Here is a 23,003-nt window from a genome sequence, read left to right on the forward strand (position 1 = left end):
TTTGTCCGCTATAGCGCCACGGTGCCCCGCCTGCCCGCCCGCTCCTTGGCGCCTGCCCGGGCACTTCATAAAAGGCAACAGCAAATTCCCATTCGAAGGGCAATCAGTCCTCCGGCCCCAGCCGTCCAGTCGTCAAATAGGGTGTCTACTCGAAAATTGATGTCTCTCTAATATCGACGTGTTCGTGTTCGACGGCGGCGTACAGCTGTTGAAAACGAGCTTTGTCGATCCGCACCCAGTACACGTCGTCTCCGCCTGCGGAGTCGTAGGTTTGGGCGAGGCTGAGATCGTGCTCGAAACCGAAGCGCACAAACAGTTCCTGCGCCCGCTTGTTGTCAGGCGCGATGTCGTCAATCATCTCTCGGCCGCCGAATTCATTGAAAAAATATCGCAACAGCAGTTTCATTGCAGCTGTTCCGTAACCGTGACCGCGGTGTTTGGCTTCGATGTTCATGCTGTACCGGGCGACTCCTGTGATTCTGTCGTAGCTGTGGAAGCATGCTTCGCCTACCGGGAGATTATCAGGTTGTCGCATGACGAGAAAGTAGCGGCGATCCGGCTGCCCGGGCTCAATCCAGGCGGAAAACCAGCGAACTGCCTGCTCTTCATCCATCGGATGGATTCCTCCGACATCCCGCATGGTGTCTTCATCGGACCAGAGGTATCGGACGTAATTGACCACTTCGTCCCACGTTGGAGACTTTAAGATAATCCGCTGCGTAGATATCTCGATTCACTCCTCATTGTCGGATCGCTGCATATCCCGCTTCGATCTCGTTACCTCCAGCATATATCAAGTTCTTGCATCGATCTAGTAGTTTTTTCCATTCGGTGATATACTCAGGGGACAGCATTTGATTCGGATCGGGGGAGAAGGGCTTGAAGAGGGTTATTTTGGATGTGGACACTGGTGTGGATGACGCGTTGGCGATCATGTACGGGGTCTTGTCAGACAACCTGACCATTGAGGCGATTTGCACAGTTGGCGGAAATACCGGCATTGAACAAGCGACGGAAAACACGTTGGCGTTGCTTGAATTGCTGGACGCCGCGGACGTGCCAGTGTACATGGGGGCAAAGTATCCGTTGAAGCCTGGCGCGCATGAGGGCGCCTCGAACGTGCATGGTCAGCGGGGAATTGGCGGTGCGTCGCTGCGAAGGGCCAGTGTGTCGGCGAGATCGACGTATGCGGCCAACGCCATCATTGAGCATGTTCGGAGATCCCCAGGCGAACTCACGATTGTGACGCTGGGGCGGCTGACCAACCTTGCGTTGGCCGTACAGATGGCACCGGATATCGTGGATTTGGTGCAAGCGGTGGTGGTGATGGGTGGCGCCATCAGTCATCCTGGGAACATCACCGCGGTGGCGGAGGCGAACGTCTACAACGATCCCGAAGCGGCCGACATCGTCTTTCAATCCGGCTGTTCGATCACGCTGGTCGGTCTCGACGTCACGATGAAATGCCTGCTCACCCGCGACCAGGCGGAACTGTGGCGAAATCGCTCCAATATACCGGGCTATCGCTTTCTCTACGAGTCGACGAGCTATTACATGGACTTCTACGACAAGACTTGGAATTTGGGCGGCTGTCCTTTGCACGATCCGCTTGCGCTCATGGTGGCCGAAGATCCGACGTTGGTCCGACGTTCGAAGCTTCCTGTTGCCATTGAAACGACGGGATCGGTTACGCGAGGTATGACGGTGGCGGATCGGCGAGTGTCCCCGTTGCGCGCGTGGTCTACCTGCGATGTGGCGGTGGACGTGGATGCGGCGCCAGTGTTGGAGCGATTCGTTGGCGTGATCGACCGTGGGCTCGAGAGGGGGCGATAACAACTTGGCTCCTGCAAGTGTTACAATGGGAAAGCAATTTGACGAGAGCTATGCTGAGAGAGCGGGAGAGAGTACTTCTGGATCGGTTAGATGAGAACATCCAACACTCTGAAGTCATCAGTCGCTTGGCATCAGTTGGTGAAATTGCGGCTGGTGTAGCTCACGAGATCCGAAATCCTTTGACTTCGGTGCGGGGCTTGCTGCAACTGCTCAGGGAAAGACACGATTACGAGCATTGGGATATTGTTTTTTCCGAGATCGATCAAGCCATCACCGCGGTTCAGAACTTGCTGTCTGTGTCCAAACCCACACTCGAATCAGAGCCCATTAGCGATTTGTCGCTATGTGTGGAAGTTGAAAATATCCTGTCTCTATTTCAACAAAATACATACCGCATTGAGTTCAGGAAGCACTGGAATGACAAAGTCACCAAAATTCGCGGCAAGCGAAATCAAATTAAGCAGGCCTTGTTTAATCTGGTCAAGAATGCTTGCGAGGCTATCGAAACCACTGGCACCATCACCATCGAGCATTATCGAAAAGACGATCACGTCGTTTTGACAATCACCGACGACGGCGTTGGCATTCCTCCAGACATCATAGGCCGGTTGGGTACTCCATTTTTGACGACGAAGCCGGACGGAACGGGAATGGGTCTGGCCCAAGTCTACAGTGCGTTGCGTGAAAACCAGGCGACCATCGAAGTCAGCAGCGTTCAAGGTGAGGGTACCACGTTCAAACTTACGTTCCCGGTATCTCCCCTATATTCGGAGAGTCATGGAGGCGTTCCAAAAGTGAGCGGTGTAAAGCTTGACCTTGCGGACAATATCCGAGATTTCTTCCGTATCAATCAAAAGCGATTTAATGAACTGTTGGAGCAGCACGCTCGAACGACATTTCAAATTGTTTCCGAATCGAAATTCGTAACCAGGGAAGATCTCCTGAATCACGCTTACCAAATTACGGAATTGGTCCTTGACGGTTTGACTCAGAATATTGTCGAGTTTGCACAGGAGCGCGGTGTGGCGTGGGCAAAATCTGATATACCTATCATTTCTAAGCTCGAGTGGTTCTATGCGCTTCGAAAGGTCGTTTGGTACTTTCTCGAACAATTCTATTCCGGCAAAGATCTTGATGCCACGCGGGTATTTGAGATTGCAGGCAACGCGAGCGAAGCGTTGGATACGTTCATCGTCCATTTCAACGTAAGCTTTACGAAATACCGAGAGGATGTGCTGCATGCACAACAGGCGATCATCGAGGAATTAAGCGTTCCTGTGATCCCCTTGTTCGACGGGATCGGCGTCCTCCCCATCGTCGGAACGCTTGACAATCGAAGGTTGGAGACGATTGACAGCCGATTGCTTGAAGAGATCGAGAAGCAAAATATGAGGAAATTGTTCATCGATATGTCCGCCGCCGTGATCACGGACAATATCGATATGAATCTTCTCGATCGCATCTTGATGGGCGTCACATTACTCGGCGCGGAGGCCGTGTTGACTGGCGTAAGTGCCAGATTGGCAAGGTATCTGCTGAACTCCGACAAAGATCTGGTCAAACGGATTCCCGTGGAATCTACGCTGCGGAAGGCCTTGCAAAGGGCGATAGAGGAAGGTGTCAAGGCAGGCGTGCAGGCCCTGTAAGGGGCGTGGGGGATGGCGCGGCGGCGCGATCGCGAAGGCGAACACGAGCGACACATAAGCGTCTCTGGGCCGCGTATTTCGGCGAAATGGCCAGATTGAAGGCAAATAGGCGGCCCAGAGCGGCTTATTCACCGTCGCGGCCCGCGAAATGGAGAGATCGTAGCCATTTAAGCGTCTGTGGGCCGCTTATTCGTCACGACTCAGATGATTCGACACACTTAAGCTGCCAAGCGTCGCTTATTTACGGCAATCGCGCCGCCCCATCGCCGCCCCATCGCCGCCCCATCGCCCCATCGCCGCGGAACCAGTGTGGCGACTGCAATCACTTGCGCTGGATTTCGAAGTGGTTGGTCAATGCGACAATCAGTGCGCCCATGCGCTCGGGGGCGGGCACGACGACTTGTTCCACCCCTGCGTCGATCAGTGCCGCGGCGGTCACTTTGCCGACAGCGGCGGCAATTGGATGGCCTAGGTTGAAACGTTGCGCAATCCCGTCCCATCGATTGACCCGGCGCGCGAATTCCACCAGATACGTCACCTGCTGCGCGCTGGTGAACGCCACGGCGTCGACGGTCGCGGTTTGGATTTCATTCAGCAAGGACTCGACATCGGTCGGGTTGGGCGGCACATGCGCGTAAGGTTGAACCGTCTCGACGTGGCCCGCCCTTGTTGCAAGCGCCGCGACCAAGTCGGGAGCGTCATCCCCGAACAGTTGCAGCAAGACGGAGGCACCTTCGAGCCCGTGGGTCTCCAAGGCCTGGATGAGACTTGCGGTGGTTCCGTCGTCGTCGCGAATCATAGGTTGGACATCAAGCGACTTCAGGTATTTGACTGTCTTGTATCCCCTGGCAGCAACCTTGGTCGTCCGCAGCTTGGCGAAGAAGGCCTCTTCGGCATCTGCCGTTCGGGCGGCCCGATGGAGCCATTCCACGCCAATTCCGGTCGTGAAAATCAACCAGTCCCACGGCGTTCCCAACAGTTTGTCGAGTTCCAATCGCAAGTGTTCTGGGTCGGCGACATCCCTGCCCTGCAGCGAACGGATGACGGCTTCGCCGCCGAAGTTTTCCACCAACTTGGTCATCTCTTCGATCCGGCGCGTACCCGTCAACACGACTTTTTTTCCTGACAAGCCGTTCACGACCAACGCCTCCTTTATCCATGTCGCGTGATCATTGGATGCGACCGTTTCTATCGTGATTTCTGCCGCGCGAGCGTGGGGACCTTGTCGCCGACGATCAGAAACGCCAGCAGCCCGACGACAATCATCGCGATGCCCGCCAAGCAGACCCCTGCCCAGCCCCACGTTGTCCATGCCAGCGAGCCAATGGATGATCCGAGCGATCCGCCGAGGAAGTACGTCACCATGTATACCGTATTGAGCCGATTGCGCGCTTCCGGGTGAAGGCTGTAAATCCGCGCTTGGTTGGAAATTTGTGTGCCTTGCACGCCGAGATCGAGCAAAATCACGCCGACGATAAGTCCAATCAAATGATAACCGAGGAACCAAAGGACGACAAACGACAGCAGCGTCACGATGGTGAAGAGTCTGGAGGTCAGCTGTGCCGGGAGACGATCAGCCAATCTGCCCGCGACAGGCGATATCATCGCCCCAGCCACCCCGACGATGCCGAACAAGCCTGCGACTTGCGCGCCGTAGTGGTACGGCGGTGTGGACAGGTAGAAGGACAGAACGGTCCAGAACACGCTGAACGCGCCAAACGACATCGCTCCGAGCAAGGCTGCGTCGCGCAGGGGCGGCAGGTCCTTGGTGAGTGTTCCCAGTGATTTGAGCAATTCGCGATACGGGGTTTTCGACGTCGGTTCAATCGCTGGCAGTTTCAGGCGCAGGACAACCGCCAAAACCAACATGAAACCTGCGGAAATCAGGTACATCGCACGCCAGTCCAGCGCGGAACCAACGAAGCCAGCCAACGTTCTCGCAAGCAAGATCCCGACAAGCAGTCCGCTCATCACGTTGCCGACGACTTTTCCCCGCTCCTCCGGTGAGGCCAGGTGTACGGCAAACGGGACGATCATCTGCGGCACGACCGTCAGCAGGCCGACGGCGAAGCTGGCGATGTACAGCCACACCAAATTCATTGCAAAGGCGACGGCGATGAGCGCGATTGTAACGCCAATCAACAATCGAAGAATGATTTTGCGCCGCTCGTGACTGTCGCCGAGCGGAACGAAGAGAAACAGGCCGCATGCGTATCCAACTTGTGTCAATGTCGACACGATGCCCGCTTCGAAGGAGGTCGCATGAAACGCGTGCCGGATGTCCGACAGCAGAGGTTGAGCGTAGTATAAGTTCGCGACGGAGATCCCGCAGGCAATCGCCATGATCAGTACGAGACCGTTGGACAAGGCGTGTTTCCCATCTTCTTGGGCAGTTGATGGATAAGACATTGTGGTCACTCCTAGCGTATCTATCTATGAAACGCGGCGAACGCATACCCAATATAGCGTTTCGTTCCTCGAAAGTCACGGAGAAGGATAAGCGGCATGCTAATATGAGACATAAACGATAAGTAAGTCTAATCGCTATGGGGGTGGCCGTGTGGATCAAGCACTCGTCGTGTTTGTCGCTGTAGCCGAAGAACAGAATTTCACGCGTGCGGCGGAACGCCTGCACATTAGTCAACCCGCCGTGACTCAGCACATCCAAAATCTTGAGCGCGCCTGGGGTGTGGAACTGTTTGACCGATCCCGCCGCAAAGTCCATTTGAACCGCGCCGGCGAGGTGGTACTTTCGCACGCCAGGGAAATCTTATCGCTCTATCGCAGCTTGGATCGACAACTCGACGAATTGAAGCAATCGGTGAGCGGCGCGCTGTCGATTGGCGCGAGCCTCACGTTCGGTGAATACGTGCTGCCGCATCTGATCGCCCGGTTTCGCCAGGAGTACCCGGAGGTGGACGCGACTGTCGAGATCGAAAACACGGCGGCCGTTGTGGAGAAAGTGCGGCTTGGGGAAGTGGACATCGGGGTGATTGAAGGATCGTATCGGGGCGACGACGTCATCGTCGAGCCGTTCGCCGAAGATCGAGTGATTGTCGTTGCTGCAGACGAACTCTATCGCGATCTCGCCTTGCCCGCGAGTTCCGAAGCATTGTCGCGGTTGACATGGATGATTCGCGAGCAAGGCTCGGGAACGAGAGAAATCACCGACAGGGTGATGCAGTGGTATGGGCTGCATCCCGCCAAAGTCGTGGAATACGCGAGTACACAGGTGATCAAGGAGTCGGTGGAGGCCGGGCTAGGGATTGCCATCTTGTCGCGTTGGGTCGTCCGCAGGGAGATTGCCTGGGGGATTCTTCGCGAGGTGCCTCTGCAACCGCCAAACGGCGCATTCACCCACGCTCGTCCCGCGGATGGAGAACCCGCGCGGGATGTCACTTCACGCCGGTTCTCTGTGGTCCGCCGAAATTCGTCCTTTCATCCAAAGGTGGTTCACGTGTTTCGGGAATTCTTGTTCGCGGTTGGCCACCAGTTGAATCAATTCGAAGTCTAGGGAGGACAATCCGGAGCCAGTCGGACACATTTACGTGAAGTCCGCCGGGAATGAGCGGGACAGCAAGAGTTTGCTACCAGTCCAGGTGAAGCGCATCGTGAACGGATCGGACGTTCCATTCGGTTGTGTATTTTCGTACTGAACGACAATCGTTCCTTTGCCGTCGGGATACATCGACAGGTTGAGCGCGTGTTCCTTCCATGTGTCTGTACCGAGATAGTGGTCGTCCAGAAAGAAAAATAGATAGCCCTCGTCATTCGCTCCTTTTGAAGCGGTGAAGGCGTATAAGGTCTGTGCCGAGTTGGTGCCTGCGGCGGCGAATCCTTGAAGTTGCTCCGTGTCCGTCGGCGTGACGGAGTACGGTTGGAAGCCCAGCGACTGGATCTTCGCGATGTCGCGATTCTGCACACTCAGCGCCAGTTGGGATGCCGCGCTGTGGATGGACTGCCATAGTGTCCCGCGCGTGTTGATGTCGGATTGAACGGTCGCGAATGGAATATCGAACGATGGAAAGCCGATAGCGTAGGGAGTCCATTCGTACGGTGTGAAGAAGATTTGAATTCCGTCGCGTTCGAGTGCAAATCCGTCTGTAGGTTTGACACCGGAAAATCGCGGGCTCAAGATGTTCTGGGTGTCGCGGGCCTTCACAGCGTTGGTCAACGTTTGCAGATAGTTGGAGCCTGGCTTGAACAGATCCTTCTCGCCGTACGTCTGACCAGTTGCGAGGTTCACTAGGTGGATATCTCTGCCTGGCATACCATGCGCAGCGCCTTGCGTGTAGTCGTACGTGTCATACTCGATTTCCAGAAGATTTCCGGCGAGATACAAGAGTTGATACGTGTTCCAGTATGAGTCCGTCGGATTCGAGCGTTGCAGGTGGTTGGGATCGATCGCCAGCGACGCATTGATCTTTTGTTCCACCTTCGCGTTCGGGAGACCAGAGATCTGGGCATATGTGATATCGTCCTTCTTCGTTTCGATATGGCGGGCCACGATGGTGATGCTCGACGCGAGCGATTCGCTGTTCGGTGAAGCAGCAGGCGAAGTGCCGTTTGCCGCCTTTGCCGTCGAAGGTGAGGTCCATACCGTGCAAGCCGCAACGGCTAGGCTGATGGCAGCCCATGCCAACGCTGAGCGGCGGCGATGGTTCCCCGGATGGTCTGTTCGATATTGGCGTGTGAAGGGCATTCACGATCAACTCCATGGTCGTTGTGCGGATCGTCGTTGGCTTGTGTGCGGCGGATCGAATTCTGCCAAGCGCCGTCACCATTTTTCAACATATACACATATAGACGCAGTGCCCATGCGGAGTGTGACAGAGGTTGGCTGGACTCGGATGAAAGGGCTATCATGGCTCTATTTCTGTATAATGAGACGAGAGAGAGTGTCGTTTTGTCCCATTCGGCTCGCTCGGGACGAATTGCCGCCTAAAGGAGAATGAACTATGGCTTTAGTAGAATGCCGGTTTTTTTCGGAAGTCCTCGGATTGAGCACGTCGATGCAAGTGATTCTTCCCCAGACGACGTCGTCCCAGATTGGCATGACCAACCGCATGTCAAACGGACTGCACCCCACGCTGTATCTGCTTCACGGACTTTCTGACGACGATTCCATCTGGCTCCGACGCACATCCATCGAGCGCTACGTTGCTCCGCTGGGGCTGGCGGTGGTGATGCCGCAGGTACATCGCAGCTTCTATACCGACATGCGGCAAGGGTACAAGTATTGGACGTTTATCAGCGAAGAACTGCCTGCTTTGGCGAGATCCTTCTTCCATCTGTCCTCAGCGAGAGAGGACAATTTTGTCGCAGGTCTGTCGATGGGAGGATACGGCGCGTTCAAACTGGCCTTGCGCCGTCCGGACATGTTCGCCGCAGCGGCAAGCCTCTCCGGAGCGATGGACATTGTGAGGCGCGCGGCCCTTCACGGGGACGACCTGGACAGCGAGTTTCGAAGAATTTTCGGCGATCACGTCCAAGGGTCCGACGACGATCTGTTCGCTTTGCTCGAACAAGTCAGCCGCTCAAACGGTCCGAAACCGAAATTGTATCAATGCTGCGGCACAGAGGATTTCCTCTATGAAGAGAACATTCGGTTCAAGAACGTGTGCGAGCAAACCGATTTGGATTATACGTACGAGGAAGAACCAGGCGAGCACGAATGGGGCTATTGGGACAAGAAGATTCAGGATGTGCTTCGTTGGCTGCCGTTGAAAGGAAGAGACGCATGAACACGCTGAAAGAACCGCAAAAGATGGACAATCGGAATGTCGTCAGCATTTTGGAGACCGTGGACATCGCGACAGGTGAGCGCGAAACGCTTGCTCGTTTCGACGATTTGATTGAAGCGCCCAATTGGGCGATCGACGGCAAAACACTTATCTACAACAGTCGGGGACGCGTCTACGCGTTCGACATCGAGACGAAAAAGAGCGCCGTGATCGAGAGCGGGTATGTGGATCACTGCAACAACGACCACGTCCTATCCCCGGACAACACGAAGATTGCCGTCAGCCACCACACGCGCGAAGACGGCCAGTCGCGCATCTACATCCTGCCGCTTGTCGGCGGCGATCCGGTACTTGTAACGCCGATGGCGCCTAGCTACCTGCATGGATGGTCCCCGGACGGCCGCTATCTTTCGTATTGCGCAGAGCGCAACGGCCAGTATGACATCTATATCATTCCGGCCGCGGGCGGCGTGGAAACGCAGCTCACCGATACGCCGGGCCTGGACGACGGCCCGGAATATTCCCCGGATGGCAAGCACATCTGGTTCAACTCGGTCCGATCCGGCCTCATGCAGATCTGGCGCATGAATGCCGACGGCAGCCATCAAACGCAAATGACGTTCGACGAGCGCAACAACTGGTTCCCCCACGTTTCGCCCGACGGCCGCCACGTCGCCTTCATCAGCTATCGCAAAGGCGACGTTGAGCCGGGCGATCACCCTGCCAACAAGCACGTGGAGATCCGTCTGATGCCATCCGATGGCGGCGACGCGAAGACGCTCGTCAGCCTCTTTGGCGGACAAGGGACCATCAACGTCAATTCTTGGTCCCCCGACAGTCGCAAGTTGGCATTCGTCAGTTATGAGTTGAAGGACTGACGTCAATCTGAAGGAATGACGTCAATCGGATCGAACTCGGCCCTGCATCAGGCTTGACAGGGCCGAGTGCACTCCTGCTCGGCCCTGGTCCGCCCCTGGTCCATTCCTGCTCCGCTGTTCCCTCGACACTTTTCATAAGATTTACCCATTTGTATGGAAATGTTTATCTGCGGCTCACAATATCTCAACAATTCCTCTCTACACTATCGGTTGAGCAGATGCATACATGTCGTCGCGTCCCCTCAGTTGCCAGGAGGGGACGTGTTGAATAGGCGGAATTTCGCGACAATCCAGGCTGAGCCGCTATTGAGAGGAAATGGGGAACATGGCTGAACTGACCTTGCGCAAGGTAGGCAAAGGGTTTGGAGATAAAACCGTGATTCAGGAGCTGGATTTGCATGTTGCCTCCGGTGAGATGGTCTGCCTGATTGGGCCTTCCGGAAGCGGCAAGACGACGACGCTGCGCATGATTGGCGGCTTCGTGTTCCCCGACAGCGGGCACATTTGGATCGATCACGTCGACGTCACCAAATTGACACCTGACAAGCGTCCAACGGCGATGGTCTTCCAGCAGTACGCGCTGTGGACCAACATGACGGTCTATCAAAATGTCGCGGCTGCCCTGAAGCTGCGCAAAGTGCCGCGGCAGGAGATTCAGCGGCGGGTGTACGCCGCGCTCGATCTCGTCGACCTTCGCCAACAGGAAAAAGCTTACCCGGTCCAACTCTCGTGGGGGCAGCAGCAGCGGGTCGCGCTGGCGCGTGCTCTGGTCCTGACGCCGAAGGTGTTGCTGCTCGACGAGCCGCTCAGCAATCTGGACGCGCAGCTGCGCCACAAAGTTCGCGATAAGATCCGGGAGATTCAGCAAGAATCGCGAATCACGACGGTGTTCGTGACGCACGACCAGGATGAGGCATTGTCGGTGTCGGATCGAGTGGCGGTCATGTCGGAGGGAAGGATCGAACAATTCGACACGCCGGACCATTTGTATCGGCATCCGAAGACGCTGTTCGTCGCCAACTTTATCGGCAGTATGAACGTGTTTCGGGCATCGGCGACCATGCGGTCCATCCGTGGCGCCTTGCGCCATATGCCGATTCTCGGGAATTCCGAACTGGCCGATCTCGATCTCGCCGTCCGCCCGGAAGACGTCATCCTCCACCCGCCGTCTTCGCAATGGGCGAGTGCGGCCGTGACGCGAAGGATTTTGCGGGGGCACTACGCGGAATGGCATTTGGCGGTCGACGGTCTCGACATCACAGTCTTTGTGCCGAACGGCTACCCCATATCGGACACCGTTGGCTTTTCATTTCGTCGCGTGCTCGCGTATCGGCGGGGAGTGCTTGTTGATGAGTACCTTCACCCTCCCATCGAGTCGCATGTGCGCGAAGGGGGGTTATAGAGTGGAACCTGATTCGAGCTTGGAACAACGCATATCGTTTTGCCCGTCAATTGGCCGCGCAAGCGTCGCTTGAGATGAGGCGCGGCATCGTCGACGGCTTTGCTCGGAGATCGAGGCGCGATGCGGCGGATTGGGTGACGGATATTGACCTGAAGATCGAACACTTTGTACGTGCGCAAGTTGAAAGCACCTTTCCCGGCCACGCCATTGTCGGCGAAGAATACGGCCGTGCGGACGATCTCGGTGATTACGTCTGGTATATCGATTCAATCGACGGATCGATCAACTGCGCGCACAACCTCCCCTGGAGCTGTTTCAGCATCTCCCTGACCAAGTCGGGAATTCCCATAGTCGGTGTCGTGGCCACGTCGTACGATGCATCGTGGCTGTCGACGTACCACGTCACCGGATCGGAGGACATCGATTCGCCCGATATCGACACGACGACAGGCTGATTCAGCCCGATGTTGTCGACACTTGCGCCGATGAGCCAACTGTTAGGATTACAATATATACCAAGTGCGCATTGGAACAATTTCAAAGGAATTTCTAGAATTCAGCATTATAGTGTCACTGTGAAGGTGAAACAGTTCAAATCCAATACTGGCTGGTGACCAGGATTGAACTGGCGAACGGGTGTCCAACGAATCACATCGTGGGGCACCCGTTCTGCATCGTTTGTCCAATTTCAAGCTTGATTCAATGCACGGTGGCTAGGATGAGCTTGTACACGAAGTTTGGACTGGAGGTTGTGACGGGAATGAGGCTGAAATCTGCCGTCGTAGGCACAGCGCTGTTGATGACCGTGTGTGCGCCTGTGAGTGTATTTGCGGCGTCCAATTCGACGTCTGGCGCACCGTCTGGCCACGGGTTTTCGCATGGGGGCGGGATGTTTGCTGATTTGCCGAAGATCCTGGGCATCTCCCAAGCGACCTTGCAGAAAGATTTAAAGGCCGGCAAGACCCTGGTGCAAATCGCGGCGTCGAAGAAAATCTCAGAGGCAACGTTGATCAAGAAGATGGAAGCGGACTACAAGACCCAATTGGACACGCTGGTGAAGAGCAAAAAGCTGACGTCGGCACAGGAGAAGTCGATGATTTCGCGGTACGACGCCAACGTCAAGCACATGGTGGAGCAAAAGGGCATGGGCGGCGGACCCGGTGGACATTGGTCTGGCAAGCCGGGATCCAACAACAAAAAATCGTAGCAAAACGAGTTGCAGTGAATATGGGTGCCCCATGGATCTCGAGGGCATCCATATTTTTTCTGCTGTCAAAGTGTATCGTTTCTCATGGTTGCGACGTCTAAGTCATGTACTCTATCTAGGAGCGTGTAGACCATGAGACCCATGAAACGAATTGGCGGTTTGACTGCAGCCGCCGTACTGGTTGCTGCGGCTGGTGCCGTTGTATGGAACGTGAAAGCGAACTTTCATCATCCGGCGTTGACGCGGGCCGCGGCTGCGGTGAATCCGACATCTCAACCAAAATTACAAAAGAATCGTGTGACCAGCCACGCGGCGAGTGCATCGACGTCGGCGGAATATTTGCCTCAATATACGAGTGACAAACTTGTTCCAGCCAAGCCGTTGCCCGTGGTGGCACCGAAGTTGAACGGCAATGGCCCGGGACAACTGGTGCCGGTTGTACGAGTGCCTGTGACAGTCGCCATCAGCGAACAATTGTCCATGTCGGCGCCGAAGGCGGTGTATGCCCAAGTGTCGGTGGGGGACGCCAAGCGATTGGCGGCTTATCTGGTTCCGGTCGATCCCAACACATGGATGTACATCCTCGCCCCGCGCGGCATGACCGGGAAAGTGGAACTGGCCGCCGATGGTTCAGGTGTCGTCGAGTTGAAGAGTTCGGATGCGTCGATTGGATTGAGCTTCTCCGGCGGTTCGCCCATCTCGGCGGCCGCGCTCGGAGAGCCGTTTTTTGCAAGGGCCCGCAAAGATTTGGTTTCGGACCAGGTCGGTTCTCATCCGCCCAATCACAATTTGCCGAACACGTCGGTTCAGTATTTCGACAACAACCGTTTGGCTGTCTTCGCCTTTGCGAGCACCAAGGGGCAATCGGTCTACGGATATGACTATTATGGTTTGAATTCGTCCGACGCTGGACCGCTCTGCCAGGGCGCTCTGTTCAGTTATGCGGCCAAAGGCAGCGCGAAGAAACTCGCCAGCGACGTGATGGCTTCCGCAATCGCGACATTGGACGAGATTGGCGAGCCCAACCTCCAAGGTCCAGTCGTTCCGACGATCAGCCAAAGCGCGACGGTCTCGGGCCGCAAAGTTTCACTCTTGGAGCCCAAGCTTGCAGGCTTCACGCCGCAAGTCGAGGCTGCCAACGCCGGTATCGTCTGGCTGTCGCAGCCTCGCGTGATTGCGGTCGATCCCGAAGCGCCGCACGGCGTGATCCCAGAGTACGCCTACTATCTCAACGTCACGAGCGGGCCCGTCGCGGCAGGGGCCAAGTTGAATACCGTCGAAAGCCAGACCCTCACGGCGATTCCTGCGTATCAACTGGGCGATTCCGTGAACAATCCGATGTACAATAGTGTGCGATTGATTGGCGTCACCGGATCGAATTGGGTATTGTACGAAGTGACTGCGTCGCCGTTGGACGCGAACAGCGGCGAGTCCAATCTGTATGCCATCGACGCGAGCAAGCCGAATTCCAAGCCCATCCTGATCACGCCGTTCATGGACGGCGGCGGCGGATTCTTTTATGTCGGGTACGTTGGCACCACGGTGGTGTACGATGTCGCGAACGATCTCAACCCAAACGGCAACATCGTTCACCACATCGCGATGCTTAACTTGGCCACTGGCGTTCGGACGTCGGTGCCTTCGACAGCGCTCAAGAACGGCGTGGTCACCGTGCAGATTGACGGCGTGACGGAACAGGTCGCCTTGCACGAGGAGTAATGGTCTCAATCACGAGGGAGGTCGCATCATTTGGAGATTTGCCGATTTGTTGTATCACCCATTCAAGCCAACTGCTATATTCTCGCTGAGTCGTTGGAGCGTGGGGCCAAGGCCGTGATCGTTGATCCAGGCGACATCCACCTGGATCCCGTGTTCCAATTCATCGACGAAACGGGCCTGCGCCTTGTCGCAAACTGGAACACGCACGCGCACTTCGACCACATCATTGGCGCCGATCTCGTTCGCGAGCGATACGGCATTCCTTCGTACGTGCACATCGACGACGCGGAAGTTTGGAAGCACGCGCACGAGGCGCATCAGACATTTATCGGCACGCCGGCGCCGGCAGTTCGAGAGCCGGATCAGTATGTACACGATGGGGATACGTTCACCATTGGCGACGAGACCTTCACGGTATGGCACACGCCGGGCCATTCGCCGGGGAGCGTCTGCTTCGTCGGCAGCAGCCTCGTCCTGTCCGGCGACACGCTGTTCGCGGGGACGGTCGGTCGCACCGATTTGGACGGATCGAGCCCGGAAGACATGGAGCGTTCGCTCGAACGCATCCTGGCATGGTCCGACGATTTGGCCATCTATCCGGGGCACGGGCATTCCACGAACATGCGCACGGAACGAGCGAACAATCGCTTTTTGGTCGCTGCGGCAAAACGGGACCACGCTTAATCGGCGAGCGGAACTGACGGAGTCGGCGCCGAAGGGGCGTTTTGGTGAAGGCCGTTTGAGTGGCTGCTAGAGACTCTGGACTGGCCGGGTTCCACAAATTGGTTTGCTGGTTAGAGGGAATCCCGTATTGTCAGCGTCGATTTCAGCCGCACGGGGGTGAAATTCTTCGATTGAGCTCCCCAACGTTTCCAAGGCAGTTTCAGGGCCACAAGGGACTCTGGGCTGGGACCCTCTGACACAAAGCCACGGCGGCCGGGGCGGCGCGATCGCGATGAGGGACGAGGGAGGCGGACGGACTCATAGGCGGCCGTGGGCGGCTTATTTTCGCGAAACGGTCGGATGGGAGGCAAATAGGCCGCTCCGCGCGGCTTATTTGCCATCGACGGCCCCAAAATCGCGGGTTGGCGATGAGATAAGCAGTCGACGGCCGCTTATTCGGGGTAAATGAGACGATTCGACACACTTAAGCGGACGTGGGCGGCTTATTTGGCCGCCGACCTCCGGCATGCATGCGGCTGGGAGGGTTCAGGCGGCGCGATCGCGTTGGAGGCCAGGCGGCCGGGGGAGCAATCGCGTCGGCGAGCAACTGGACGGCCCTGAACGCTCTCGATTAACCGGGTGACAAACGGTGGTTCGCCGGGGCAATGACGCCGGAGCAATGACGCCGGAGCAATGTCTATGAGACGGGAAAGTGATTAGGGAGAAAATGAGGCACGAACACGCGCCTGAAGAAGAGAGCTCTATCTTTGAAAAGAAGACAGGCGGAAACTGGGGATGACAAATATTCACTGCGGTGTTTCAAATGCCAAGGACAACATGGATGTGAAATAGACCATACATTTAGGAGAGAAGAAACTGCTGCAAGGGGTTTTACGCAACTGTTGCGGAACAAATCGCCCGCGAAATTTCCTACGTAATTCGCGATCCATGATGTGTGAACTGGAGCGGCGGACAGTTACCGTAGACGCATTGTTGGTACAGGCAAAGCCTCATGCGCTTTCAGCCGAGGCTGCCCAAGCGGAGAAGATGATTGAACAGGTGATTGCGATCCTAAGTCCGCAAGCGGCGATGCAGGCCATCGGCTTCCTTGTGGAATCGCACGGGGACACCGTGATCGATTTCGAGCCCAATTGAGCCTAGTCGAGCGCAGTCGATGGACATTTCAGGCGGGATCGGCATGGGGACCATGGTTTCGATCACGCTGCCTGCGTATACGTCCGCGGATGAGCCGTAACCATCATGGCCTGTCACCATTCGCGCTTCGTTTGGATAGAGACACAGATGGTCAGCGGTTGCGATAATAGGCACAGACCATGGGAATAAACGCCACAGCGATAAATCCGATTGCCATGAGTCTGAAGTAACGGGAGTACGTGTCCATACAAACCCACTCCTTCGGGATCGATCACGGTAACATATGCCCCGGGCCCCGCACGAGGCATCGGGTATACCCGCCTATTTTGCTGCGACTGGCTGCCACCTGCCATCCGTGCGAGGATGGCTTGTCATGGACATCGGCGTCATCGGCGTCACCGCGATGTTGGGCCTTTTGTGGAATGGGTGTTCGAGGGTCATCAAATCGGGAAATTGGGACAGAACGCTGTAGCGTGTGGGTCACGTCTCGCATGCGGTTCTGTCTCCAATGCGTTCCCATAAGATTGTAAAAATAGCCACTCATGCGGAGTTCCAGCACTTGGCGACATGTACAACGCCCGGTCGGCTATTGCACAATAAAGGAAAAGGGGGGCATTCCGTGAAGGTTTTCATGAAAAGTGTCAACGAAGTGGTCCGTAGTCTATTCTTTCTTGGACTTCTTGCAACTTTTCTCTCCCTATGCTTCACCGTGTACTGGCTTGTTAAAAAATACGACTGGCACGGCGTCGCGGTCGGCACGACGCGCAAGGTGCTTGGCCAAGGTTACGCTTCTATCTCCCATCAAGCGTGGCTGAATGAGCATGGATGGCTTGTCATTGACATCGGCGTAATCGTCGTCACCGTGATTTTGGGCCTTTTGTGGAATTGGTGTTCGAGGGTGATCAAATCGAGAAATTGGGACAGAACGCTGTAGCGAGGCTTGGGCCCCGGAGTATCGGCGAACTGTTGTGGATTGAATCGGGAAGGGTGGTTTGATGCGCAAGGTGAAAGTCGGCGTCATCGGTGCAGGTGTAATCAGTCATATTTATTTAAAGAATTGCACGGGGATGTTTCGTTATATCCTTGATGTGAAAGCGGTTGCAGATCTGGTGCCGGAGCTGGCTCGGAAGCGGGCGGACGAATTTGGCATACCTCATGTCTATACGGTTGACGAACTGTTGGCGGACGACGAGATTGAGGTGGTTCTCAATCTGACCGCGCCAGCGGCGCATGCGCCGCTGAACTTGCGGGCTTTGCAGGCCGGGAAGCACGTGTATACCGAGAAACCGTTCGCACTCACGAGAGAAGACGCGGACGAAGTCCTGCAGTTGGCAGAGGCCAAGGGCCTGCGCGTGGGGTGTGCGCCGGATACGTTCCTCGGGGCTGGCGTGCAGACCTGCATCAAGCTCATTGACGACGGGTGGATAGGGACGCCGTACGCGGCCAATGGCACCATCATCATGGGCAACGCGAGCGACGGCATGCATCCCAACTTCCGCAATTTCCTCAAACTTGGCGGCGATCCGGTGATGGACATGTGCCCCTACTACCTTACGGCCTTGGTCGCGATGCTTGGACCTGTGCGCCGTGTGACGGGATCCGCGCAGCAGCTTCGCCGCGAGATTACGGTGACCAACCCGAACTCTCCTGCCTACGGACAAACCGTGGCGGTCGAGGCGCCCACCAACGTGTCGGCGGTACTCGATTTTCACAGCGGCGCGATCGCGGGGCTGCAAGCGGCCAAAGAGAGCTTTGGCTACTCGCCCCGCCTTGAAGTGTTTGGCACGGAAGGCAACCTGATTGTGCCGGACCCAAATTTCTTCGGTGGAGCCGTGTACATCAAATTTCCGAACGGCGAGACGAAAGAAGTGCCGCATTCGCACCCGTACGCGGAGGAAGGGCGGGGCATGGGCCTTGCGGACATGGCGCACGCCATCCAGTCGGGGCGGCAAAATCGGGCCAGTGGACGGTTGGCTCGGCATATCATCGACATCTCGCTCGCCATTTTCGAGGCATCGGAGACGGAGCGGCACGTCCATCTGCAATCGACCGTCGAACGGCCGAAGCCGTTGCCGCTCGGTTTGAAGCACTACGCTCTGGATCTGTAAGAGACCTCGCACGCGATCTGCGGGACGCGCGAGAAAGCTGAAAAACTTATAACAAAGGAACTGGTGATGATTGTGAAGCAATTTCCTGTTGCGATCCAACCGTATACCATTCGCAAAGAACTCGCAGAACATTACGAGGATGCCCTCCGCAAAGTGGCGGCCATCGGCTATTGCGGGATCGAACTTGGCCCGCCTCCGAAGGGGATCACGATCGCCGAGCAAAAGTCGCTGCTGGACCGACTGGGGCTCCGTGTCGTCGGCACCCACGCCGGCTTTGACACGCTGGATTTCGATCCCGACGTTTACGCCGACTACCTCGACGAGATCGGAGGAGAGCGGTTCGTCGCCATTTCCTTGCGGTTCGCTTCGAAAGCCGACGTGCTGGAGAAGGCCGCAAAGCTCAACCAGCTCGGCGAGCGCTTCCGGCAGCGTGACGTGACATTTCTCTACCACAACCACAACTGGGAATTTGAGCAGTTTGACGGCGAATATGTGCTCGACATCCTGATGCGCGAAACGGACCCAAGTCTGGTTCAAACCGAGCTCGACACGTATTGGATCGCGCGCGGCGGCGCAGACCCCATCGAGTACCTCCGCAAGTTTGCCGGTCGAGCGCCGCTGCTGCACATCAAGGACATGGAAGCCGGCGATGAACAGGCGTTTGCGGAGATTGGCGAAGGTGTGCTGGATTTCGTCGAGATCGCCAACGCTGCCGAGCAGGCTGGCGTGCAGTGGATGATTGTCGAGCAGGATGTCTGCAAGCGGGATCCGTTCGAGAGTCTCGCCATCAGCTACAGAAACTTGCAAAAACTCGGCATCATGGCGCAGGGTTGAGGTGGTGCGCTGAGTTTCCTTTCCAACGCTCGTTGAATACGTCGCCAGGTGAGATTTTTGGAAGTGCCATCACCGCTGTGCCGATGATGGGTAAGGGAGTGGAGCATGGCTACCAGAATGGACGTTGCCAAATTGGCTGGCGTTTCGCCGTCGACTGTTTCCAGGGTGATTAACGACAGCGGTTACGTCGCCGCGGAGGTTCGCGAAAGAGTACTGAAGGCCATACGAGATTTAGATTATATCCCCAACCGAATGGCCCGCAGTTTAAAGATGAAAGAGTGTCGACAGTTCGCATGTGTCATCCCCTCCATTAGCAATCCTTTTTATCATGAAATCGTCATGGGTATCGAAGAAACCGCGTTGCAAAACGGCTATACGTTCTCGTTGTACAACATGGGGTCGGAGAAGCGCGAGTACTTCAAACTCGTGCTTGAGGGCTTCTATGATGGCCTGATTTTCTTGTCGCCGTTTGAAGTTGCGCAAGTCTTAAGTCTCGAAGAAATATCGCGGAAAATACCGACGGCTTTGTATTGCGATCACCGGATCAGCTACGTCGTTCCGCATGTATACGTGAATCTGAAGCTGGCGATGAAGCGGAACGTAGAAGCGTTGATTCAGCAGGGACACAGGAGAATTATCTATCTGGGGCAGGAATGGGATCTTCAACTCGAAGGCTCGCGCTATCAGGGCTACATCGAGTCTATGGCAGACGCTGGTCTTGAAGTGCTTCCGGATATGACGCAGCTCGTTCCAAACTTGCTCGACACGCTCATGGTCGGCTATGAGCGCACCAAGTCCCTCGCCGCTGTGACGAGGGACTTTACGGCAATCGTCGCTTCGAACGATTTGCTGGCAGTGGGTGCCATACGGGCATTGGTCGAGAGCGGGATGCGTGTGCCATCCGACGTAAGTGTCACCGGGATCGACGATGTGGAAATCGCCAGGCTCATGACACCGACCTTGACAACGACGAGAATTCCGAAACGCGAGATCGGGAACACACTGGTGATGATGCTGCTGGATCAGATTCGTAATGAACATACAGCGAACTCGTCTATCGAATTTAGCACCGAAATCATTTTTCGCGAGTCAACATCATATCATCCAGATAAACGTGAGGACACAGGGGTGTGATGGAATAGAGCGGGTGTTGCCACAGGCATGTAGGGTATCCTGGCTCCATTTCGCAGGAGCATGTACGGCTACGGTGATTGAAAGCGCTTTACTCGCATGGCGATGCAGGCGCTTCGTGCAAATGCGAGTGTCACCTGCCGACAGGCACGGCAAATTGGACAGCAGGGACGAGAAACGGAGGTGATCCGGTCGATGTGGTCTCGAGGCCATATCCGAGTGTTTGCCTAGATATTTGTGTGATTGTTGATCGGGTTTCCAATTGAAATGGGGGGTTCGTGTGAAGATACGTAAAAGGGGACTCGCGGCAGCGGGGGTTGTATTGGGAATTGGTTCACTCTTGGCGGGATGTGACATACATTCGGGTCAAACTGCCGCAACGGCTAACGTCGGCGGAGCGGCTGCGAGCAAGACACCTGTCACGATTACGGTTGCTGCGTGGAACGATGCGGCCGACTCCTTAAAGGCCGAGATTCCTGGATTTGAAAAGAAATATCCATGGATCCATGTTCAGATTGAATACGTGGACGGCACCTATCAGAAGATTACGCCGGAGCTTATCGCAGGAACTGCACCGGACATTATCCAAACGCAACAGCGCGATTTTCCGTACTTTCTGAATCGGTTTCCTGGACAATTTGTCAGTCTCAACTCCTATATGGGAAACATCGAAAAGCAAATCGCTCCCGTTGCTTTAGCGCCGGCAATGCAAGGGAACAAGGTCTACGCGGCGCCTTGGGATTTAGGACCGGCGGCAATGTATTATCGGAAAGATATGTTCAAAAAGGCAGGGATCAATCCGAATTCCATCAAGACATGGGCTGACTACCTGGCTGCTGGCAAAAAAATCACGCAGTTTTACCATGGTAAGGTCAAAATGCTCGACGACAATATTTCCGAACCAAGCCAGGGTATCGAAACGACCCTGATGGTTCTCGTCAGCGAACTTGGCGGAAGTTACGTAACGACAAAGGATCAGATTGACTTCACATCTCCGCAGTTGATCAAGGCGATGGACGTCATTCAATCGTGGGGCAAGGCTGGCATTCTCGCCGACGCGCCAACTTGGAACGATCAGATCTCCGCATTCTCAAATAACCAAGTTGCTACCATCATCTCACCGGTTTGGTACGCTGGAACCATGATGAACAGCGCTCCGAAGCAGAGTGGCAAGTGGGGGATTCTACCGTTGCCGGCCTTCACGGCAGGGGGCCCCAACGAGGCTGACTCCGGAGGTTCTGTCTTGGCTATTACAAAGGAAAGCAAAAATCCAACCGCGGCGTGGGACTTCATTCAATACTGTCTGTATAGCGTCCCCGGTGAAAACGTGCAGTTGAAGTACGGTCTGTTCCCGTCTTGGGAAACCTATTACACGGCCAAGGGCACGAATTTCAATCAAAACTTCAAATATTTCGGCATGCCCATCTATAAATTCTTCGCCTCAGTCTCCAAACACATTCCAGTCACCAGATACGGGGGCTACTTCGCCGATTATTCGCAGCCCATCGCGCAGGCTTACGAGTCTGTCGTCCAAGGCAAGGATCCGTTAACGGCTCTCAAGACCGCCGAGCAAAGCGCTGCTCGAGTATCCGGACAGTCAATTGCGGCGAATTAAGTGTTGACGCTGGTCCTACAGAACTAGACGGCATATCCGTTTAGTTCTGTAGGAATTATGTTTGCGAGGAGGGTAGGCGAATGTCCACAAGCAGACATCTCTCCGTGGAACTTGACGACGATTCCCAACTCCGCGCGCTTGCGCAGAAACGGAGCTGGTGGAGCAAGTACCGAACAGGCTCTGTTCCGGTCTGGGTGCCGTATGCGTTTATTTTGCCGTTCTTCGTCATCTTCGCAGTGTTCATGCTCTACCCCATTCTGGACACGCTGTACCTCAGCTTTGTCAATTGGTCTTCCACGTCAACGCAGTGGGTCGGTATCCGAAATTACGTGCTGGTTTTGACCGATCCGACGTTTTGGAAATCCTTATTCAACGACGCGTTCGTGTTCGTCGTACAGGTGCCGGTCATGTTGTTCCTCGCGACTCTATTGGCAGTTGCGCTGAATGCCAAGAACTTGCGCCTCAAGTGGTTGTTTCGACTGTTGGTGTTTTTTCCCGTCCTTGTGGATGCCGTGACGTACACCATCGCGTTTCAAATCATCTTTAACGCAAATTTCGGGATTCTCAACTACCTGCTGCACTTCATCGGCTTGAAGCCCATCAATTGGACCGGAGACGCTTGGGCTGCGAGAATTTCCATTTTTCTCGTGGTTACATGGCGTTGGACTGGCTACAACGCCATTATTCTCCTGTCCGGACTGCAGTCGATACCGGGCGAATTGTACGAATCGGCTTACGTCGATGGAGCCGGTAAAGTGCGGACTTTCTTTGGCATCACCATCCCGATGCTGAAACCGATTCTTCTGTTTTGCGCCATCCTGTCCACCGTCGGCACATTGCAATTGTTCACGGAGCCTTACATTTTGACTGGCGGAGGTCCTGGGACTGCGACTGAGACGCCCATGCTGTACCTGTATGGAATCGGCTTCCAGAACTTCAACTTTGGCCTCGCATCGGCTGGGACATACATCTTGACGACAATTATTGGGGTATTGTCCTTCATCCAAATTCGTGCATCGCGAGGAGGACAGATTTAAATGCGTACCAATATGTCAACCAAGGTGCTTC

Annotated in this window: 21 protein-coding genes; 17 read left to right on the forward strand and 4 right to left on the reverse strand. The window is 55.6% G+C overall.

The window, feature by feature from the left end; genetic code table 11:
- Positions 1–145: 145 nt before the first annotated feature.
- Positions 146–733, reverse strand: a complete 588-nt coding sequence (locus tag AAC01S_RS14005; RefSeq protein WP_083511814.1) for a GNAT family N-acetyltransferase — start codon at positions 731–733, stop codon at positions 146–148.
- Between the two features lie 146 nt (positions 734–879).
- On the opposite strand from AAC01S_RS14005, the gene AAC01S_RS14010 reads away from it, so the two are divergent.
- Together AAC01S_RS14010 and AAC01S_RS14015 are read left to right on the forward strand one after the other, a co-directional pair.
- Complete coding sequence (locus AAC01S_RS14010; RefSeq protein ID WP_083511815.1) at positions 880–1,833, forward strand: nucleoside hydrolase; 954 nt, start codon at positions 880–882, stop codon at positions 1,831–1,833.
- 38 nt (positions 1,834–1,871) lie between these two features.
- A complete protein-coding gene (locus tag AAC01S_RS14015) occupies positions 1,872–3,479 on the forward strand; it encodes an ATP-binding protein (protein ID WP_157071188.1) in 1,608 nt (535 codons plus the stop codon).
- 322 nt (positions 3,480–3,801) lie between these two features.
- Here the strand turns inward: AAC01S_RS14015 and AAC01S_RS14020 are convergent, their stop codons facing one another.
- Both AAC01S_RS14020 and AAC01S_RS14025 read right to left on the reverse strand, forming a co-directional pair.
- The gene (locus AAC01S_RS14020; protein WP_067623601.1) at positions 3,802–4,617 is read right to left on the reverse strand and encodes a uroporphyrinogen-III synthase; all 816 of its coding nucleotides are present in this window, start codon (positions 4,615–4,617) and stop codon (positions 3,802–3,804) included.
- Between the two features lie 50 nt (positions 4,618–4,667).
- Positions 4,668–5,888, reverse strand: coding sequence for an MFS transporter (locus tag AAC01S_RS14025; RefSeq protein ID WP_067623604.1), 1,221 nt, complete (start codon positions 5,886–5,888; stop codon positions 4,668–4,670).
- 151 nt (positions 5,889–6,039) lie between these two features.
- Here AAC01S_RS14025 and AAC01S_RS14030 point away from each other — a divergent pair, with 151 nt between their 5' ends.
- The gene (locus AAC01S_RS14030; protein ID WP_067623606.1) at positions 6,040–6,993 is read left to right on the forward strand and encodes a LysR substrate-binding domain-containing protein; all 954 of its coding nucleotides are present in this window, start codon (positions 6,040–6,042) and stop codon (positions 6,991–6,993) included.
- A 30-nt stretch (positions 6,994–7,023) separates the two neighbouring features.
- On the opposite strand, the gene AAC01S_RS14035 is transcribed toward AAC01S_RS14030, so the two are convergent.
- Positions 7,024–8,181, reverse strand: coding sequence for a DUF3298 domain-containing protein (locus AAC01S_RS14035; RefSeq protein WP_067623609.1), 1,158 nt, complete (start codon positions 8,179–8,181; stop codon positions 7,024–7,026).
- A 256-nt stretch (positions 8,182–8,437) separates the two neighbouring features.
- Between AAC01S_RS14035 and AAC01S_RS14040 the strand changes: the two genes are divergently transcribed.
- The 14 genes from AAC01S_RS14040 to AAC01S_RS14100 all read left to right on the forward strand — a co-directional run bounded on the left by AAC01S_RS14040 (position 8,438) and on the right by AAC01S_RS14100 (position 22,972).
- Positions 8,438–9,223, forward strand: coding sequence for an alpha/beta hydrolase (locus AAC01S_RS14040; protein ID WP_067623612.1), 786 nt, complete (start codon positions 8,438–8,440; stop codon positions 9,221–9,223).
- The gene (locus tag AAC01S_RS14045) at positions 9,220–10,101 is read left to right on the forward strand and encodes a TolB family protein (RefSeq protein WP_067623615.1); all 882 of its coding nucleotides are present in this window, start codon (positions 9,220–9,222) and stop codon (positions 10,099–10,101) included. The genes AAC01S_RS14040 and AAC01S_RS14045 overlap by 4 nt, the downstream gene beginning before the upstream one ends.
- A 325-nt stretch (positions 10,102–10,426) precedes the next feature.
- Positions 10,427–11,503: an ABC transporter ATP-binding protein gene (locus tag AAC01S_RS14050; RefSeq protein ID WP_067623617.1), complete on the forward strand. Its 1,077-nt coding sequence runs from the start codon at positions 10,427–10,429 to the stop codon at positions 11,501–11,503.
- An 11-nt stretch (positions 11,504–11,514) separates the two neighbouring features.
- Positions 11,515–11,958, forward strand: a complete 444-nt coding sequence (locus tag AAC01S_RS14055) for an inositol monophosphatase family protein (protein WP_281178136.1) — start codon at positions 11,515–11,517, stop codon at positions 11,956–11,958.
- Between the two features lie 305 nt (positions 11,959–12,263).
- Complete coding sequence (locus AAC01S_RS14060; protein WP_157071191.1) at positions 12,264–12,710, forward strand: hypothetical protein; 447 nt, start codon at positions 12,264–12,266, stop codon at positions 12,708–12,710.
- A gap of 132 nt (positions 12,711–12,842) precedes the next feature.
- Positions 12,843–14,429 carry a hypothetical protein gene (locus AAC01S_RS14065; protein ID WP_067623622.1) on the forward strand — a complete coding sequence of 529 codons (1,587 nt, stop codon included), beginning with the start codon at positions 12,843–12,845 and terminating at the stop codon, positions 14,427–14,429.
- 30 nt (positions 14,430–14,459) lie between these two features.
- Positions 14,460–15,113 carry an MBL fold metallo-hydrolase gene (locus AAC01S_RS14070; protein ID WP_067623625.1) on the forward strand — a complete coding sequence of 218 codons (654 nt, stop codon included), beginning with the start codon at positions 14,460–14,462 and terminating at the stop codon, positions 15,111–15,113.
- A gap of 927 nt (positions 15,114–16,040) precedes the next feature.
- Positions 16,041–16,247, forward strand: a complete 207-nt coding sequence (locus AAC01S_RS19330; protein WP_157071192.1) for a hypothetical protein — start codon at positions 16,041–16,043, stop codon at positions 16,245–16,247.
- A gap of 619 nt (positions 16,248–16,866) precedes the next feature.
- Complete coding sequence (locus AAC01S_RS14075; protein ID WP_067623628.1) at positions 16,867–17,181, forward strand: hypothetical protein; 315 nt, start codon at positions 16,867–16,869, stop codon at positions 17,179–17,181.
- A gap of 61 nt (positions 17,182–17,242) precedes the next feature.
- Complete coding sequence (locus AAC01S_RS14080; protein ID WP_067623631.1) at positions 17,243–18,355, forward strand: Gfo/Idh/MocA family protein; 1,113 nt, start codon at positions 17,243–17,245, stop codon at positions 18,353–18,355.
- A gap of 72 nt (positions 18,356–18,427) precedes the next feature.
- A complete protein-coding gene (locus tag AAC01S_RS14085; RefSeq protein WP_169794053.1) occupies positions 18,428–19,189 on the forward strand; it encodes a sugar phosphate isomerase/epimerase family protein in 762 nt (253 codons plus the stop codon).
- Between the two features lie 105 nt (positions 19,190–19,294).
- Entirely contained in the window at positions 19,295–20,323 is a 1,029-nt protein-coding gene (locus AAC01S_RS14090) for a LacI family DNA-binding transcriptional regulator (RefSeq protein ID WP_067623637.1), read from the forward strand.
- A gap of 277 nt (positions 20,324–20,600) precedes the next feature.
- Positions 20,601–21,935, forward strand: coding sequence for an ABC transporter substrate-binding protein (locus AAC01S_RS14095; RefSeq protein ID WP_245630231.1), 1,335 nt, complete (start codon positions 20,601–20,603; stop codon positions 21,933–21,935).
- A gap of 80 nt (positions 21,936–22,015) precedes the next feature.
- The gene (locus tag AAC01S_RS14100; RefSeq protein WP_067623639.1) at positions 22,016–22,972 is read left to right on the forward strand and encodes a carbohydrate ABC transporter permease; all 957 of its coding nucleotides are present in this window, start codon (positions 22,016–22,018) and stop codon (positions 22,970–22,972) included.
- The last annotated feature ends 31 nt before the right edge of the window (positions 22,973–23,003 follow it).

This window comes from Alicyclobacillus acidiphilus NBRC 100859, assembly GCF_001544355.1.
GTDB lineage: Bacteria > Bacillota > Bacilli > Alicyclobacillales > Alicyclobacillaceae > Alicyclobacillus > Alicyclobacillus acidiphilus.

Bases quoted from the DNA above. Each gene is read 5' to 3' on its own strand.
- AAC01S_RS14025 (WP_067623604.1), bottom strand. From the start codon at position 5,888: ATGTCTTATCCATCAACTGCCCAAGAAGATGGGAAACACGCCTTGTCC.
- AAC01S_RS14035 (WP_067623609.1), bottom strand. From the start codon at position 8,181: ATGCCCTTCACACGCCAATATCGAACAGACCATCCGGGGAACCATCGC.
- AAC01S_RS14040 (WP_067623612.1), top strand. From the start codon at position 8,438: ATGGCTTTAGTAGAATGCCGGTTTTTTTCGGAAGTCCTCGGATTGAGC.
- AAC01S_RS14045 (WP_067623615.1), top strand. From the start codon at position 9,220: ATGAACACGCTGAAAGAACCGCAAAAGATGGACAATCGGAATGTCGTC.
- AAC01S_RS14050 (WP_067623617.1), top strand. From the start codon at position 10,427: ATGGCTGAACTGACCTTGCGCAAGGTAGGCAAAGGGTTTGGAGATAAA.
- AAC01S_RS14060 (WP_157071191.1), top strand. From the start codon at position 12,264: ATGAGGCTGAAATCTGCCGTCGTAGGCACAGCGCTGTTGATGACCGTG.
- AAC01S_RS14065 (WP_067623622.1), top strand. From the start codon at position 12,843: ATGAGACCCATGAAACGAATTGGCGGTTTGACTGCAGCCGCCGTACTG.
- AAC01S_RS19330 (WP_157071192.1), top strand. From the start codon at position 16,041: ATGATGTGTGAACTGGAGCGGCGGACAGTTACCGTAGACGCATTGTTG.
- AAC01S_RS14080 (WP_067623631.1), top strand. From the start codon at position 17,243: ATGCGCAAGGTGAAAGTCGGCGTCATCGGTGCAGGTGTAATCAGTCAT.
- AAC01S_RS14090 (WP_067623637.1), top strand. From the start codon at position 19,295: ATGGCTACCAGAATGGACGTTGCCAAATTGGCTGGCGTTTCGCCGTCG.
- AAC01S_RS14100 (WP_067623639.1), top strand. From the start codon at position 22,016: ATGTCCACAAGCAGACATCTCTCCGTGGAACTTGACGACGATTCCCAA.